This is a genomic window from bacterium, assembly GCA_019637795.1.
GTDB lineage: Bacteria > Desulfobacterota > Binatia > HRBIN30 > CADEER01 > JAHBUY01.
Window position 1 is genome coordinate 805,720 of record JAHBUY010000001.1, and the last position, 14,268, is coordinate 819,987.

At 72.3% G+C, this 14,268-nt stretch carries 15 protein-coding genes; 8 read left to right on the forward strand and 7 right to left on the reverse strand.

The features are described 5' to 3' along the window. The first annotated feature begins 33 nt into the window (after nucleotides 1-33). Nucleotides 34-708, forward strand: coding sequence for a murein L,D-transpeptidase catalytic domain family protein (locus tag KF840_03440; GenBank protein MBX3023943.1), 675 nt, complete (start codon nucleotides 34-36; stop codon nucleotides 706-708). Here the strand turns inward: KF840_03440 and KF840_03445 are convergent. The 3 genes from KF840_03445 to KF840_03455 are packed head-to-tail and all read right to left on the reverse strand — an operon-like array spanning nucleotide 700 to nucleotide 4,208. Further along, complete coding sequence (locus tag KF840_03445; GenBank protein ID MBX3023944.1) at nucleotides 700-2,064, reverse strand: metallophosphoesterase; 1,365 nt, start codon at nucleotides 2,062-2,064, stop codon at nucleotides 700-702. The two genes, KF840_03440 and KF840_03445, sit on opposite strands and share 9 nt — an antisense overlap. A 51-nt stretch (nucleotides 2,065-2,115) precedes the next feature. After that, on the reverse strand, nucleotides 2,116-3,528 hold the full coding sequence (locus KF840_03450; protein ID MBX3023945.1) for a HAMP domain-containing protein: 1,413 nt from the start codon (nucleotides 3,526-3,528) through the stop codon (nucleotides 2,116-2,118). Further along, entirely contained in the window at nucleotides 3,528-4,208 is a 681-nt protein-coding gene (locus KF840_03455) for a response regulator transcription factor (GenBank protein ID MBX3023946.1), read from the reverse strand. Before KF840_03455 ends, KF840_03450 begins: the two co-directional genes overlap by 1 nt. 103 nt (nucleotides 4,209-4,311) lie before the next feature. Between KF840_03455 and KF840_03460 the strand changes: the two genes are divergently transcribed. Continuing rightward, nucleotides 4,312-4,785 (forward strand): hypothetical protein, encoded by a 474-nt coding sequence (locus KF840_03460; protein ID MBX3023947.1) that lies wholly within the window; start codon nucleotides 4,312-4,314, stop codon nucleotides 4,783-4,785. 12 nt (nucleotides 4,786-4,797) lie between these two features. Here KF840_03460 and KF840_03465 read toward each other — a convergent pair whose 3' ends face one another. The 3 genes from KF840_03465 to KF840_03475 form a co-directional block, all read right to left on the reverse strand. Further along, a complete protein-coding gene (locus KF840_03465) occupies nucleotides 4,798-6,318 on the reverse strand; it encodes an NAD(P)/FAD-dependent oxidoreductase (GenBank protein ID MBX3023948.1) in 1,521 nt (506 codons plus the stop codon). Between the two features lie 75 nt (nucleotides 6,319-6,393). Continuing rightward, complete coding sequence (locus KF840_03470; GenBank protein ID MBX3023949.1) at nucleotides 6,394-6,660, reverse strand: MoaD/ThiS family protein; 267 nt, start codon at nucleotides 6,658-6,660, stop codon at nucleotides 6,394-6,396. Continuing rightward, a complete protein-coding gene (locus tag KF840_03475; GenBank protein MBX3023950.1) occupies nucleotides 6,660-8,543 on the reverse strand; it encodes an aldehyde ferredoxin oxidoreductase family protein in 1,884 nt (627 codons plus the stop codon). Before KF840_03475 ends, KF840_03470 begins: the two co-directional genes overlap by 1 nt. Nucleotides 8,544-8,802: 259 nt before the next feature. On the opposite strand from KF840_03475, the gene KF840_03480 reads away from it, so the two are divergent. From KF840_03480 to KF840_03505, 6 genes are all read left to right on the forward strand, one after another. After that, a complete protein-coding gene (locus KF840_03480) occupies nucleotides 8,803-9,516 on the forward strand; it encodes a Crp/Fnr family transcriptional regulator (GenBank protein ID MBX3023951.1) in 714 nt (237 codons plus the stop codon). Then, nucleotides 9,506-10,780: an NnrS family protein gene (locus KF840_03485; GenBank protein MBX3023952.1), complete on the forward strand. Its 1,275-nt coding sequence runs from the start codon at nucleotides 9,506-9,508 to the stop codon at nucleotides 10,778-10,780. The genes KF840_03480 and KF840_03485 overlap by 11 nt, the downstream gene beginning before the upstream one ends. 72 nt (nucleotides 10,781-10,852) lie before the next feature. Continuing rightward, nucleotides 10,853-11,734 carry a ferritin-like domain-containing protein gene (locus KF840_03490; GenBank protein MBX3023953.1) on the forward strand — a complete coding sequence of 294 codons (882 nt, stop codon included), beginning with the start codon at nucleotides 10,853-10,855 and terminating at the stop codon, nucleotides 11,732-11,734. Then, nucleotides 11,731-12,528, forward strand: a complete 798-nt coding sequence (locus KF840_03495) for a long-chain fatty aldehyde decarbonylase (protein MBX3023954.1) — start codon at nucleotides 11,731-11,733, stop codon at nucleotides 12,526-12,528. Before KF840_03490 ends, KF840_03495 begins: the two co-directional genes overlap by 4 nt. Continuing rightward, on the forward strand, nucleotides 12,525-12,827 hold the full coding sequence (locus KF840_03500) for a hypothetical protein (protein ID MBX3023955.1): 303 nt from the start codon (nucleotides 12,525-12,527) through the stop codon (nucleotides 12,825-12,827). The genes KF840_03495 and KF840_03500 overlap by 4 nt, the downstream gene beginning before the upstream one ends. A gap of 152 nt (nucleotides 12,828-12,979) precedes the next feature. Then, on the forward strand, nucleotides 12,980-13,816 hold the full coding sequence (locus KF840_03505; GenBank protein ID MBX3023956.1) for an alpha/beta fold hydrolase: 837 nt from the start codon (nucleotides 12,980-12,982) through the stop codon (nucleotides 13,814-13,816). Nucleotides 13,817-13,932: 116 nt separating this feature from the next. Here the strand turns inward: KF840_03505 and KF840_03510 are convergent, their stop codons facing one another. Then, nucleotides 13,933-14,190 carry a hypothetical protein gene (locus KF840_03510; GenBank protein MBX3023957.1) on the reverse strand — a complete coding sequence of 86 codons (258 nt, stop codon included), beginning with the start codon at nucleotides 14,188-14,190 and terminating at the stop codon, nucleotides 13,933-13,935. Nucleotides 14,191-14,268: the final 78 nt, after the last annotated feature.

Consider the following 14,268-nt stretch of genomic DNA (forward strand, 5'->3'; position numbering starts at 1 on the left):
GCGGGGGTTGGGCGGAGGTCGATCCGCCGCTGGATGTGGGGCGTGATCGTGACCGCCGCCCTGCTGCCGGCCTGCAGCGCCGCGCCGCGCTACACCACCCGCGCCACCGTCCGCCCGCGCGCCACCGCCACCGCGCAGTGGCCGCGCCGCGAAGTGCTCGACCTGGCGCTGCGCGCCTATTCCTGTGGCCGCGCCCGGGGTGAGCTGACGCAACCGCTGCTGACGGTCATCGACTTCTCGCTGCCGTCGACCAGCAAGCGGCTCTGGGTCATCGACCTCGATCGCCGCCGCGTGCTGTTCAACGAATTCGTCGCCCACGGCGCCAACAGCGGCGACACCTACGCCACCGCGTTCTCGAATCGCGTCGGCTCCCGGCAGTCGAGCCTCGGCCTGTTCCGCGCCGACGAACCCTACTACGGCCGCCACGGCCTCTCGCTGCGCCTCTCCGGCCTCGAGCCCGGCTTCAACGACAAGGCGCGGGAGCGCGCCATCGTCATGCACGGCGCGCCCTACGTCAGCGCCGCGACGGTCTCGACCTTCGGCAGCCTCGGCCGCAGTTGGGGGTGTCCGGCGCTGCCGCAGGAGGTCAACGCGCGCGTCATCGACCGCATCCAGGGCGGCAGCGCCGTGTTCGCCTACTACCCGGACCGCGCCTGGCTGCAGAGCTCGCGCTTCCTCAACTGCGACACGACCGTCGCGTCACGCTGAGGCGGCGCCGCCGGCGCGGTCGCGCGACGCGGGCGCGCGCAGCGTCAGCACGGCGATCTCCGGCGGGATGCCGACGCGCATCGGGTAGCCGTAGAAGCCGACGCAGCGGGTGACGAAGAGACGCATCTCGCCGCGGCGGAAGACGCCCTGGTCGGGAAAGCCGGCGAGCCCGACGACCGTGATGGCGCGCTGCGGGCCGAGCTGGACGCCGATGTGGCCGCCGTGGGTGTGGCCGGAGAGCACCAGATCGGCGCAACCCGCCGGCAGCAGCGCGAACTCCGTGGGATCGTGCAGCAGCAACAGCCGCGGCGCGCCGCTGCGGCGCGGCCAGCGGCCGATGCGGCGCGCCGCCGACGCGGCGCGCGCGCCGCGATCGAAGCCGAAATCCAGGCCGGCGATCTCGACCGCGTGGCCGGCGATCCGGAGGGTCGTCAGCGCGTCGCGCAGGACGGTGACCCCGGCCGCGCCGAGGCGGGCGGCCAGCCGCTCGGGATCGTCGAAGTCGTGGTTGCCCAGACAGGCGAACTGCCCGTGGCGCGGCCGCAGGGTCGCCAGCGCCTCGTACAGCGGCGCGTCGAAGTCGCCGCTGCGATGGGTGAGAAAGTCCCCGGTGTGGACGACGAGATCGGGACGCGCCGCGGCGGTGAGGGCCGCCACCCGCTGCAAGCGGGCGCGGTCCATCGCGCCGCCGACGTGGATGTCGGAGAGATGCGCGATGCGCAGCCCGTCGAGCGCCGGCGGCCAGCGCGGCAGCTCGATCTCGTGCTCCTCGACGCGGAAGTCGTAGGACAACGGCACGCCCGACAACGAGACGGCGAACGGCGCCGCCGCTCCGAGCACGCCCATCTGCCGCAGCAGCTCGCGCCGGCCGAGCCGCGGCGCCTCGGCGTCGGGCGTCGGCGCGCCGCGGCGCATGGCGGCCGCCACCCGACGCAGCGCGCCCAGGGGCAGACGCAGCAGACCGCGCGCGCCGTAGGCGAGCGCCGCCAGGGCGTGGGTGCTGAACCAGACCGGGCCGATCCATTCCACCCCGGGCGCCTGCAGCCACGCCACGCCGGCGGCGGCGCGCGCCGTCAGGAGCTGCGCCACCATCACCGCGTCGGCCGCGACCGCCAGCGACGCCGCGACCGCGATCAGCGCCGGGCGCCGGCGCAGCGGCGCGGCGAGGCGCGCGAAGAGCCGCAACCGCGCATACGCCACCGGCGCGAACGCGGTCGGCACCAGCAGCGCGAGCAGCCAGGCGCGGCGGCTGCCGGTCAGCCCGAGGTACGACGCGGCCAGCGCGAGACACAGCGCCAGCGCGATCAGCCACCGGCGCTGCCAGCGCAGCGCGCGGAGGAGGTCCGTCGTACCCATGGGTTCCATCTTACACGGCGGGACGGCGCAGCCGAGGGGGGAGCGGCCGCCTCAGCCGAGCGCCGGCAGGCGGAGGCAGAAGGTGGCGCCCTCCCCCGGAGCGCTGGCGACCGTCAGCTCGCCGCCGTGGAGCTCGGCGACGGCCTTGGCGATCGCCAACCCCAGGCCAGCGCCGCCGGAATGGCGTTGGCGGGCCGGATCGACCCGGTAGAAGCGGTCGAAGACGTGCGCCTGCTGCTCGGCGTCGAGGCCGGGGCCCCGGTCGCGGACGCTGACCGTGGCGTGTCCGTCGGCGCGCCGCACCGCGACCGACACCGCGCTGCCGCGCGGCGCGTAGCGCAGCGCGTTGTCGAGCAGGTTGTCGACCAGGCTGCGCAGGCGATCGGCGTCGCCGGAGACCACCGCGTCGCGCGCCGTGTCGAGCGCCAGCTCGACGCCCGCCTCGGCGGCCCGTGGCGCGGCGGCGCGCAGCGCCGCCCGCGCCACGGCCGCCAGGTCACAGGGCGCGGCGCTCAACGGCAATTGTCCGGCGTCGGCGCGCGACAACGCGAGCAGCTCCTCGACCAGACGGCAGAGGCGCTCGATCTCGGTGCGGCAGTCCTCCAGCGTGCGCTGGTAGTCCACCGCCGCGCGCGGGCGGCGCAGCGCCACCTCCACGGTGCCGCGCAGGTTGGTGAGCGGCGTGCGCAGCTCGTGCGACGCGTCGGCGATCAGACGCCGCTCGGTCTCCAGCGCCGCCTGCAGCCGGGCCAGGGTCGCGTTCAGCACCCCGGTCAGGGTCCGCAGCTCGGCATCGGGGGAGGTGTCGGGGATGCGCGCCCCCGGCGTCGCCTCGCCGATCTCCCGCGCCGCGGCGGCGATCGCTTCGAGCGGCCGGGTGAGGCGCGCCGCCAGTCGGCTCGCGCCCCATGCGGCGCCGATGCCGCCGAGGACGAGCGCCGTCCCCAGCACCGCGAGCAGAAAGGCGAGCGCCTCCTGCATCGGCCGCGTCGGCACGGCGATGACCGCGACCAGCGGGTGGCCAGCGGTGGCGCGCAGCGGGTAGTAGACGGCGCGCAGGCGCTCGTCGCCGCGCCAGACGAATCCGAAGGAGGCCTTGCCGCGCAGGGCCTGCGACTCGCGCCGCGCCTCCGTCTGCAGCGGCGGTCCGTCGGCGATGTTGCTGGTCCGGGCGAGGATCTGGTGGCTGGTGTCGGCGATCAGGGCGTACTTCTCATAGCCGTCGCTGTCGGGCAGCGAGATCGGCACCCAGCCCTCGTCGTGGACGTGGACCTGGCCGTCCGGCCGGTCGATCGCCGACGCCACCTCGGTGCGCGCCAGGGCGAGCAGCGTCTCGTCGAGCGTGACGTGGAGGACGTAGCGGCCGCCGAGGTAGATGGCGACGCTGGCGGCGGTGAGAACGACCAGAGCGAAGCCGCTCATCCACAGCGCGACGCGCCGCCGCAGCGTCGCTCCGCCCGTCATCACTCCTGCCGCGGCACGTCGCCAGCTTCGAGCAGATAGCCGCCGCCGCGGACGGTGGTGATCAGATCCGGCGAGCGGCCGAGCTTGTTGCGCAGGTAGCGGACGTAGACGTCGACGACGTTCGACTCCGGCTCGGACTGGCTCTCCCAGACGTGCTCCCAGAGATCGGCGCGCGAGACGACGCGCCCGGCATGCCGGGCCAGGTACTCGAGCAGACGGAACTCGCGCGCCGTCAGCGGGATCTCCGTGCCGCCGCGTCGCGCCTGGCGGCGCGCCGCGTCGATCACCAGATCGCCGACCCGGACGGTCGCGCGCGGCGCGGCGCCGCGCCGCAGCAGCGCCTGGACGCGCGCCACCAGCTCGGCGAATGCGAACGGCTTGGCCAGGTAGTCGTCGCCGCCGATGGTCAGGCCGCGCACCCGATCGCGCACCTCGTCGCGCGCGGTCAGGAACAGGATCGGCATGGTCTGCCCGCGCTCGCGCCAGCGCTTGCAGAGCGTGAACCCGTCGCAGCCCGGCAACATCACGTCGAGCAGCACGAGATCGTAGTCGGTGGCGGTGATCGCCGCCTCGGCGGCGGCGGCATCGCGCGCCACGTCGACGGCATAGCCCTCTTCCTGCAGGCCGCGCTGCAGGAACGACACGGTGGCGGCCTCGTCTTCGACGACCAGCAATTTCATGCGGAATCGTTAGCAGAACGACGTCGGGTGAGAATGGCTCATCGACTCAGATTCCTCTCATCGCCGTACGCTATCATCCGGCACTGGAAAAGGAGGTTTCCGCATGAACCCTGCCCATTGGCATCTCGCGCTCAACCACCTGCCGGTGGTGGCCGCCCTGATCGCCGCCATCCTGATCGCGGTGGCGTACTGGCGACGCGCCGACGGCGTGCTCCGCGTCGGCGCCGCGGTGGCCATCGGCGCCGCGCTGGCGACGGCGCCGGTCTACCTCACCGGCGAGCCGGCGGAGGAACAGGTCGAGGACCTGCGGGGCGTCTCCGAGCGGGCCGTCGATAGGCACGAGGACGCCGCCGGGGTCGCCGCCGTGGCCGTCGCGGCGCTTGGAATTGCCGCCGCGGCCTGCCTGGCGCGCTACCGGGGCGGCGCCGTGCCGCGCCCGGCGGCGGCGATCCTGCTGGCGATGGCGCTGATCGCCACCGCCCTGTTCGGCCGTGCCGCCAACCTCGGCGGCCAGATCCGGCACCCGGAGATCCAGGGCGCCGGCAGCGCGGTCGCCGCGCCCGGCGATCGCGACTGAGCGCCCCCTCCCTCAGGCGGCCGCCACCTGGCGGCCGCCGCTCGAATCCGGGGCCGCCTGGGCACCGGCGCGGCGGCGGACGGCGCGGTAGGCGGCGCGGTCGAAGTGGCGGGTGCGCAGCCAGTAGACGAAGGTCGACCACGGCCAGTTGTTGGTGATGTGGCCCTCGGCGTCCTTGTACCAACTGTCGCCGGCCGCCGCCCAGGCGGAATCCCGCAGCGCCGCCTGCACCTCGGCGTTGTAGGCGTCCATCATCACCGGCTGCAGATCGAGGTACGCGAGGTCGTCGCGCTCCAGCGTCTCGAGCGCGCCCATGATGTACGCGATCTGGCACTCGAGCATGAAGATGATCGAATTGTGGCCGAGATTGGTGTTGGGACCGTACAGCATGAAGAAGTTCGGGTAGCCGGCGACGGTGATGCCGTAGTAGGCGCGCGCTCCGTGCGCCCAGTCCTCCGCCAGCACCCGACCGCCGAGCCCCTCGATGCGCAACGAGGCGAGGAACGGGTTGGTCTTGAAGCCGGTGGCGAGGATCACGACGTCGAGCGGGTGATGACGGCCGTCGGCGGTGATGACGCCGTCTTCGACGACGCGCTCGATCGCCGCGGTCACCACCGCGACATCGTCGCGGTTGAGCGTCGGGTAGAAGTCGTCAGCGATGAGAATGCGCTTGCCGCCCACCGGGTAATCGGGCGTCAGCACGCGACGCAGCGCCGGGTCGGCCACCGTCTCGTCGATGTGTTTGCGGCACTGGTCGGTCATCGCCCGACTGGCCCAGCCGCGGCGGCGCATCACCGGGTAGAGGAAGAGCTCGCCGCGCACCCACAGCCAGAAGCGGTACAGCGCGGTGACGAACGGCAGGTGCGCGAACACCCAGTGCTCCCACGGACGGTAGGCGCGATCGCCGCGCCGGATCATCCAGTTGGCGCTGCGCTGGAAGATGGTGAGCTGCCGCGCCTGGGGCGCGATCTGCGGAATGAGCTGGATGGCGCTGGCGGCGTTGCCGATGACGCCGATGCGCCGGCCGGCGAGGTCGACCGCGTGGTTCCAGCGCGCCGAGTGGAAGCACGGACCGCGGAAGCTCTCCAGCCCGGGGATCGCCGGCAGGTGCGGGACGTGGAGCTGGCCGACGCCGCTCACCAGCACCTCGGCCACCAGCTCCTCGCCGTCGGCGGTGCGTACCGTCCACGTCCCCGCCGCCTCGTCGAAGCGGGCGCCGGTGACGCGGACGCCGAAGCGGATGTGGCGCAGCAGGTCGTTGCGCCGCGCGCAGTCCTCCATGTACTGCCGGATCTCCGGCTGCGGCGACCACTTCCGCGTCCAGTCGGTCTTCTGCTCGAACGAGAAGCTGTAGAGGATCGACGGCACGTCGCAGGCGGCGCCGGGATACGCGTTGTCGCGCCAGGTGCCGCCGAGCGCGTCCGACTGCTCGAGGATCGTGAAGCGGTCGATGCCCGCCCGCTTCAGCCGGATCGCCAGCCCGAGCCCGCCGAAGCCGCTGCCGATGATGAGGATTCGTCGTTGCATGCGCATCGCTCCCGACCGCGGACTCGTCGCATTCGCGTCCGCTCGCGACCAGTCTCGCTCCGGGCGGCGGAGCACGGGCCGCTAGCCGCCCGCCGCCGCTTTCAGAAACGTCACCGTGTCGCCATCCACCAACGGCGTGCTCATGCCCCGCTGATGGTTGGACAGCACGCCGTTGACGGCGACCGCGGCGACGCGGGTCAGCTTCGCGAACGCCTCGCCCTGCTCGCCGAACCGCTCGCGCGTCAGGCGGACGACGTCGGCGACGGTGCGGGCGTCGGCGACCTCGAAGCGGCGGACGCCGCCCAGCGCCTTCGCCATGTCGTAGGTGAGCTCGACCGTGATGGCCATCAGATCCGCACCTGCAGGCGCTCGAGCGTGCGCCGCGTCGGCACGCCCTGCGCGTCCCAGCCGCGCAGCGTGTAGTAGCGCGGCAGCAGTTGCGGCAGGGGATGGCCGCTGGTCATGCCCTTGAACGTCGGCTCGTGCAGCATGCGCGGCGGCAGCGTGTCGTCCGCCGCCGTCAGCCCCTCGCGCAGGTTGTACATGCGCTCGAGGTTGAAGATGCGGCCGCCGATCTCCTGCAGGTGGCCACCGGAGACGGTCGTGCCGGTGATGTAGGTCAGCCACTTCTCGAACCACATCATCGGCTTGCCCTTGAGCTGCATGGCGGTGCGCATGAGCGGACCGCTGTTCTCGAACAGCGTCGTCACCAGCTTGTAGGTGAACGAATTGGGATCGAGGTTGTGCACCTGCTTGGGGATCATCCCGTAGGTGGTGAAGATGCACAGCACCATCGAGTTGATGGCGCAGGCGAGGTTCTGCTGCAGGATCGGGATGTCGGCCTTCAGCTTCAGGTTCATCGGGTTGATGGTCAGCGGGCCGACCGACTCGAGATACATGCTGGCGCCCTGCACGTGGCAGCCGCCGCGGTTGGTGGTGGCGTACTCGACGCCCTGCGCGTAGGAGCCGCGCGGATCATAGGCGGAGAGCTCGAGCCCCTTCACGTGCATGGCGAACTCGTGGCCGCCGTAGCGCTCGGCCAGGCGCTTCACCCCGTCGGCGAGGTGGTCGCCGAGCGCGCGGCGGTGGCCGATGTCCCTGATCATGTCGCTGACGCCGCTGACGTCGCCGAAGCGCAGGCCGGCGTTCAGCATGCCGCGCTCCTGCAGCTCCATGGCGAAGCTCAGGACGGCGCCGAGGCTGATGGTGTCCATGCCGAGGTCGTCGGCGAGGTAGTTCCACTCCGCGATGCGCTTGAGATCGAGCACCTCGAGGTTGGTGCCGAGCAGCGCCACCGTCTCGTATTCCGGCCCCTTGACGCGGCCGACGCCCTCGAGCTCGACGTCGCGCCCGCAGGTCACCGGGCAGTGGATGCAGCTCGACTTGACGCCGGTGAGCTCGTGGTCCTCCATCCACTCGCCCGAGATCTGCATGGCCTCGGGATGGTGGCCGTACTTGAAGTTGTGGGTGGGGATGATGTTGCGGGCGTTGGTGGTGTTGACGATGCCGGCGGTGCCGTAGCGCTTGAGCTTCTCGCCCAGCACCGGGTGGTCGCGGAACATCTCGCGTACCCATTTGGTGTAGGCCTTGAACGCGTCCTCGTCGTCCATCTCCAGCTTGCGCGGGCCGTTGACCGAGATCGCCTTCAGCCGCTTCGATCCCATCACGGCGCCGACGCCGGTGCGGCCGGCGATGCGCTCGTTGGAGACGATGCCGGCGTAGAGCACCTGGTGCTCGCCGGCCGGCCCGATGACGGCGTGGTACTTCTTCTTGTCGAGCGCCGCCTGGGTGGCGTAGGTGCCCTTGCCCCACAGCTCGCCGGCGGGGAGGAAGCGGACGCGGTCGTCGGCGCCGTCGATCTCGATCCGCAGCGGCGCGCTCGCCTGGTTGCGCACGATCACCACGTCGATGCCGGCGCGCTTCAGACCGTACGCGAACGAGCCGCCGCAGGCGGCGTTGCCGATGCCGCCGGTGAGCGGGCTCTTGCACACCACCGCGAAGCGGTTCGACTGCGGCGCCACCGAGCCGTTGAGCGGTCCGGTGGCGAAGATGAGCGGATTGTCGGGGCCCAGCGGGTCGATCCCGGGCCGCGTCATGTCGTAGAGCAGCCGCGTCCCGTACCCCTTGCCGCCGATGTACAGCCGCGCCGTGTCCTCGTCGAGCGGCTGGTAGGTCGCCGTCTGTGTCGCCAGGTCCACGTCCAGGACGCGCCCCGCGTAGCCTTTGATCATGCGGTTGGTTCTAAACCGCGCCGGTGGGGGCGGCAATGCGGGACACCGATGAACACCGATGGGCGCGAAGGATCGCCGGCCGTCGTTCCTTCGCTGCCATCGGCGGCCGTCGGTGGCCCTCGGCGTCCATCTGCTGATTCTCGCCCGGGACACCGGGGCTTCCCGCTGGCGGGAAGCTTTCGCGAGCCGGGTGTGGATCAGCGGCTTCGCTGACCTTGGTCAGGCGATTGCTGTGCAGGGGTCAGGAGGGGTCCCCGATATGCGTCGAATCGCCTGTGAAACCTGTACCGCCCGGTCCGGCAGCCTGGTGTGCGATGTCCCGGCCGACGTCCTCGGCGACCTGCGGGCCGCCTGCACGGCGACGCTGTACCGGCCGCGCCAGGTCATCTTCGGCGAGGGGACGCCGGCCGCGGCCCTGTTCCTGGTCTGCCATGGGGCGGTGAAGCTGTACCACTCGGACCGCTTCGGCCGCGACCACATTCTCGAGGTCGCCGGGCCCGGCGCGCTGGTGGGCGAGCTCTCGCTCGACGACGGCGACGTCATGTCGGTCTCGGCCGAGGCCCTGACCGAGGCGCAGGTGTCCTCGTTCTCCCGCGAGCGCCTGACCGCCTTCATCCAGCGCCATCCGGAGACCGGAGTGCGCTTCCTCGCGGCGCTCAGCCGCGAGCTGTCGCTGGCGCGGCGCAAGGCGCGCGACCTGGCGCTGAAGGGCGCCGAGAGCCGCCTCGCCGGACTGCTGCTGCAACTGGCGCGCGCCGCCGGCGACATCGGCCCCGGCCAGTCGCTCGGCCTGCGCTACTCGCGGCGCGAGCTGGCGGAGATGATCGGCGTCTCGACCGAGACCGCCATCCGCCTGCTCGCGGCGCTGAAGCGCAAGGGCGCGATCCGCAGCAACGGACGCGACGTGGTGTTGGCCGACATCGACCGCCTGACCCGCATCGCGCAGCACGACGAGATGCGGGATGTCGCCTGACCGCCCGGCGGCGGCCGGCGCGCGGCGCTTCCTGGTCACCAGCCTGCTGTTCGCGCTCACCTTCGGCACCGCCCTCGGCGCCCTGACGCTGGCGGCGTTGACCGCCCCGGTCGGTCCACTGGTCCGGCTGCCGATCTACGCCGCCCGCGTCGCCCACGCGCACGCCCAGGTGTTCGGCTTCGCGGCGCTGTTCATCATGGGCGTCGCCTACCACGCGCTGCCGCGCATGGTGGCGGCGCCGCTGGCGCGGCCGCGGCTGGTCGACGCCTCGTACTGGCTGCAGAGCGGTGGCGTGCTGGCGATCGCGCTCGCCGCCTTCGTCGATGCGCCGCTCGGCCCGGCGATCCACGTCGCCGGCGCCGCCGCTCTCCTGCTCGCCGCGATCGCCTTCTCCATCGTGGTGGCGCGGACGTTGGGATCGGGCACGCCGACCCGCGAGCGCATCGAACCCTGGCTGCGCGCCGGCTGCGTCTGGCTGATCGTCGCCTCGCTGCTCGCCCTCGCCGTCGCCTGCGGCCATCCCGCCCTGCTGCCGGCGCTCTGGGACGCCGCCCTCTACGGCTTCGCCGCCTCGTGGATCTTCGGCTTCGGCCTGCGCATGCTGCCCGGCTTCCTGCAGCTCCGCGCCGCCGCCGGCGGCCGCCGCGCCGTGGCGCTCGCCTACCAGGCGGCGGTGCTGGCCTGGGTGGGGGTCGTCGCGCTGGCGCCGATCACGGCGCTGCCGCTGGCGCGCGCGCTCGCCGGCGTGCTGCTCTCGCTCGTCGTGCTCGTCTACGTCGGCCGGCTCGACATCGCCAGCGCCGCGACCCGATCGAGCGCCCTCGCCGGCCGCTTCTTCGAGGCCGCCTACGGCTGGCTCCTGGTGTGGGTGGTGTGCGTGCCGGCGGCGAGCGCGCTGGCGGCGGCGGTCGACAGCGAGGTGCCGCCGGCGGTCGCCGACTTCGGTCGCCACGCCTTCACCGTCGGCTTCCTCACCCAGATGATCGTCGGCGTGGCGCTGCGCATCCTGCCGGCGCTGAGCGGCGCCGCGCTGTGGAGCGGCGCCTGGCGCGACGCGACATTCTGGCTGCTCAACGCGGCGGTGGCGCTGCGCGCTCTGCAGGTGGTGGTGGCGCTCGGCGGCCCGCCGGCGCTGTGGCCGGCCACCGCGGTGAGCGGCATGCTCGGGGTCGCGGCGCTGGTCGCGTTCACGGTCAACCTGGCAATGACCCTGCGCGGCGCGGGCGCGCCTCCCGTTGCCGCGCTTCATCAGCTCCGACCCTGACCAACGTCATGTGCGGCATCACGGCTCGCCGCTACTGAATTCGCATTCACTTATCGCCCAAGGAGGGTCGTGATGTCTGATTTCCTGTCCGCGTACTCGATCCAGAACTGGCTGGAGTCCTGCCCGCAGGGCTACCTGGAGAACACCGAGTACGGCCACCAACCGGGCGAGAAGGAGCCCGAGCTGCTGATCACCAACCCGCTGCTGCACGAGGAGACGCTGCGCGCCACGGTGCAGCTCGTGGTCGGCGAGCGCTGCGCGTTGTCGGCGTCGTCGGGCCTGATCAACGCCGCGCCGGACGAGGCGTCGAAGCGCTTCCTGGCGACGCAGACGCTCGACGAGGCGCGCCACGTCGAGATCTTCACCCAGCGGCTCTACGACCTCGGCGTGAAGAAGGAGGATCTCGAGTCGACGATCCGCCACTTCGCCAATCCCAACCTGGTCAAGTTCGCCGAGGTGCTGCTCGACAAGGTGGACCGCAAGGACTTCATCGCCGGCGTCGTCGGTCAGAACATCGTCCTCGAGGGCATGGCGTTCAGCGTCTTCGAGATGCTGCACGCGCTCAACCAGGACATGAACCCGAAGTTCGCGCACACCCTGAGCGGCACCATCGCCGACGAGCGGCGGCACGTCGGCTTCGGCGAGAACCGCATCGGCTCGCTGATCAAGGCCCACCCGGAGAAGAAGGCCGAGGTCGAGCGCATGCAGAAGGAGATGTCCTACTGGATGCTCGCCACCTTCGCCGACGCCTTCCGCAACAACACGGCGGCGGCGGAATTCAAGCGCATCGAGCAGGAGGCGGGGCTCGAGCACCACGCGCGCTTCCAGGGCGTCGACCTCGCGGGCATGGAGCCGGAGGCGATGGAGGTGGTGCTCGCCGACACGGTGCTGAAGGAGTTCAAGGTCCGCCTCGGCCGCATCGGCATCGACTACCAGACGCCCGTCCGGCCGTGAGCGGCGCGGTCCGCGAGCGCTCGGCGGTGATGGACATCCACGACCTCGAACCGGAGGAGTTCCTCGAGGAGGTGCACTCCTTCGAGTTCTGGTTCCAGGCCGTGGAGGGCTACCTGTCCGGCCTCACCTGGGGCCATCGGCCGGACACCGCCGAGGCGCCGCTCGGCGAGCTCGAGCGCGACCGCCTGATCACCGTGCTGTGCAACTACTGCATCGGCGAGACGGCCGCGCTCGAGGGCGCCAGCGGCCTGATCGCCTTCGCGCCCAACCGGCTGGCGAAGGTGTTCCTCTCCACCCAGGTGGCCGACGAGGGCCGCCATCTCGAGGTGCTGCTGCGCCGGCTGCGCGACCTCGGCGTCGCCGAGCCCGAGGTGGAGATGGAGAAGCGCGCCAGCCGCGGCATCCTGCTCTTCCGCCAGCGCCTGCTCGAGCTGGTCGCCAGCCGCGACTGGGAGGCGGCGATCTTCGCCCAGAACGTCATCCTCGAGGCGCTCGAGTTCGCCGTCTTCCACAGCCACGCGCAGACCGCCGACCCGATCACCCGCGAGGTCCTGCAGGGCATCATCAAGGACGAGCGCCGCCACATCGGCTTCGGCGAGAACGAGCTCGGGCGCCGCCTGGCGGTCGCGCCGCACATCCGCGCCCGCCTCGGACGGGTGAAGAGCGAGCTCGACCACCTCGTGCTCGACGCGCTCGAGGAGACCATGCTCGCCATCGCCACGCCGCAGGACGAGCGCGGCCGGGTCGGCCGCGCCTACCTGGAATCGGTCGAACGCCTGGGGTTCGCGCGATGAGCGATCCGCTGCAGCAGTCGGAGGAGGCGCTCGAGGCCGAGCGGCCGCGCCAGCGCTACCTCCTCGAGGACACCGGCTTCGACGAGGTGCCGAAGAAGTACCGCAAGTTCTACCGCAAGTGGAAAGGCGCCGGCGACGAGCTGGCGCCGAACGAGGTCATCTGCCCGGTGTGCAAGGTGGTGATCCGCTCCAGCCGCGAGCTGCGCCCCGGCGACCGCGTCTACTGCATGCCCTGCATGTCGCGCCTGGTCGTCGTCCGCACCGAGCAGGGCACCCTCGAGGCGCACGTCGCCTACTGAGCCCGCGTCCCACATCGGGCTGCGCGATGGCGGGAATCCCCGCCCGGGGCCCGGCGCGGGGTTGTCCGCCGGCGGCGAACGCACTATGCGCGGCGCCGATGCTCGGACACGAATCGTTCGCTGACCTGGCGGGCGTGCCGCTGCGCCCCGGGATGACCACGGTCGACGGGGTCGATCTGCATTTCGTCGAGGCCGGACCGCCGGATGGCGCGCCGGTCGTCCTGCTGCACGGCTTTCCCGAGCACTGGATCGGCTGGCGCCGGCAGATCCCGGCCCTCGCCGCCGCCGGCTTGCGCGTCGTCGCCCCCGATCAGCGCGGCTATCACCGCTCCGGCAAGCCCGCCGGCGTCGGCGCCTACGATCTCGACCGCCTCGCCGGCGACGTCCTCGCCCTCGCCGACCACCTCCGACTCGATCCGCTGCAGGTCGTCGGACACGACTGGGGCGCCTCCGTCGCCTGGTGGATCGCCACGACGCACCCGCAGCGCCTGCGCCGCATGGCCGTGCTCAACGCCCCACACCCCCTGCTCTGGCGCCGCGCCATGCGGCACAACCCGCGGCAGCGGCGGAAGAGCTGGTACGTGTACGCGCTGGCCCTGCCCGGCCTGCCCGAGCGGGTGCTGCGCGCCGGCGACTTCCGGGCGCTGGCGCGCAGCCTGGTCGATTCGAGCCGTCCGGGCACGTTCGGCGACGCCGATCTCGCCGCCTATCGCCGGGCGTGGGCGCAGCCCGGGGCGCTGACGGCGATGATCAACTGGTACCGCGCCCTGCTGCGCAAGCGCCTGCCCGCCACGCTGCCGCTCATCGACGTCGAGACGCTGATGATCTGGGGCCTCGACGACCGATTCGGCGACCGCGCCGTCGCCGAGGAGAGCATCGCGCTCTGTCGCCACGGCCGCGCCGAATACCTCGCCGGCGCCTCGCACTGGGTCCAGCACGAGGAACCGGCGCGGGTGAACGAGCTGCTGCTCGCCTTCCTGGGCGCCTGACCGCGGCCGCGCGCTGGCGACACGCCGGCGAGGTTGGGCGTTTCCCCGGGCACGGCGGAGCCGTGCCCTCGTGGCGGGCGATCCGGTCAGCGGCGGCGAGCCGCCGCGCGCAACGGCTACTCGGACGGGCGCCGCGCGGGCGCGTCCGCCAGGGTGGCGGCACCCGGGACCCAGAGGCTCTGGGACGCTATCGCCATGGGCAGCCGTACCTCGGTCACCGCCCACCTCATCGAGATGGACCAGGTACCGGCGGTCATCGTCGTGGGGCTCGTGGCGGCGGAGGCGGCGAGGCGATCGATCTCGCCCAGGGCCGCCAGCACCGCGTCGCCGAGCCTGTGGTCCGGGTGCGGGTGGCTTCCGTTCTGCGGTTCCATCATCTTCTCCTCGGCCGCGGGTGCGGCGGGTTGCACGGAACGCGAGCCGGCCGGCCCGCGCGCTGGTTCATGGTGCTC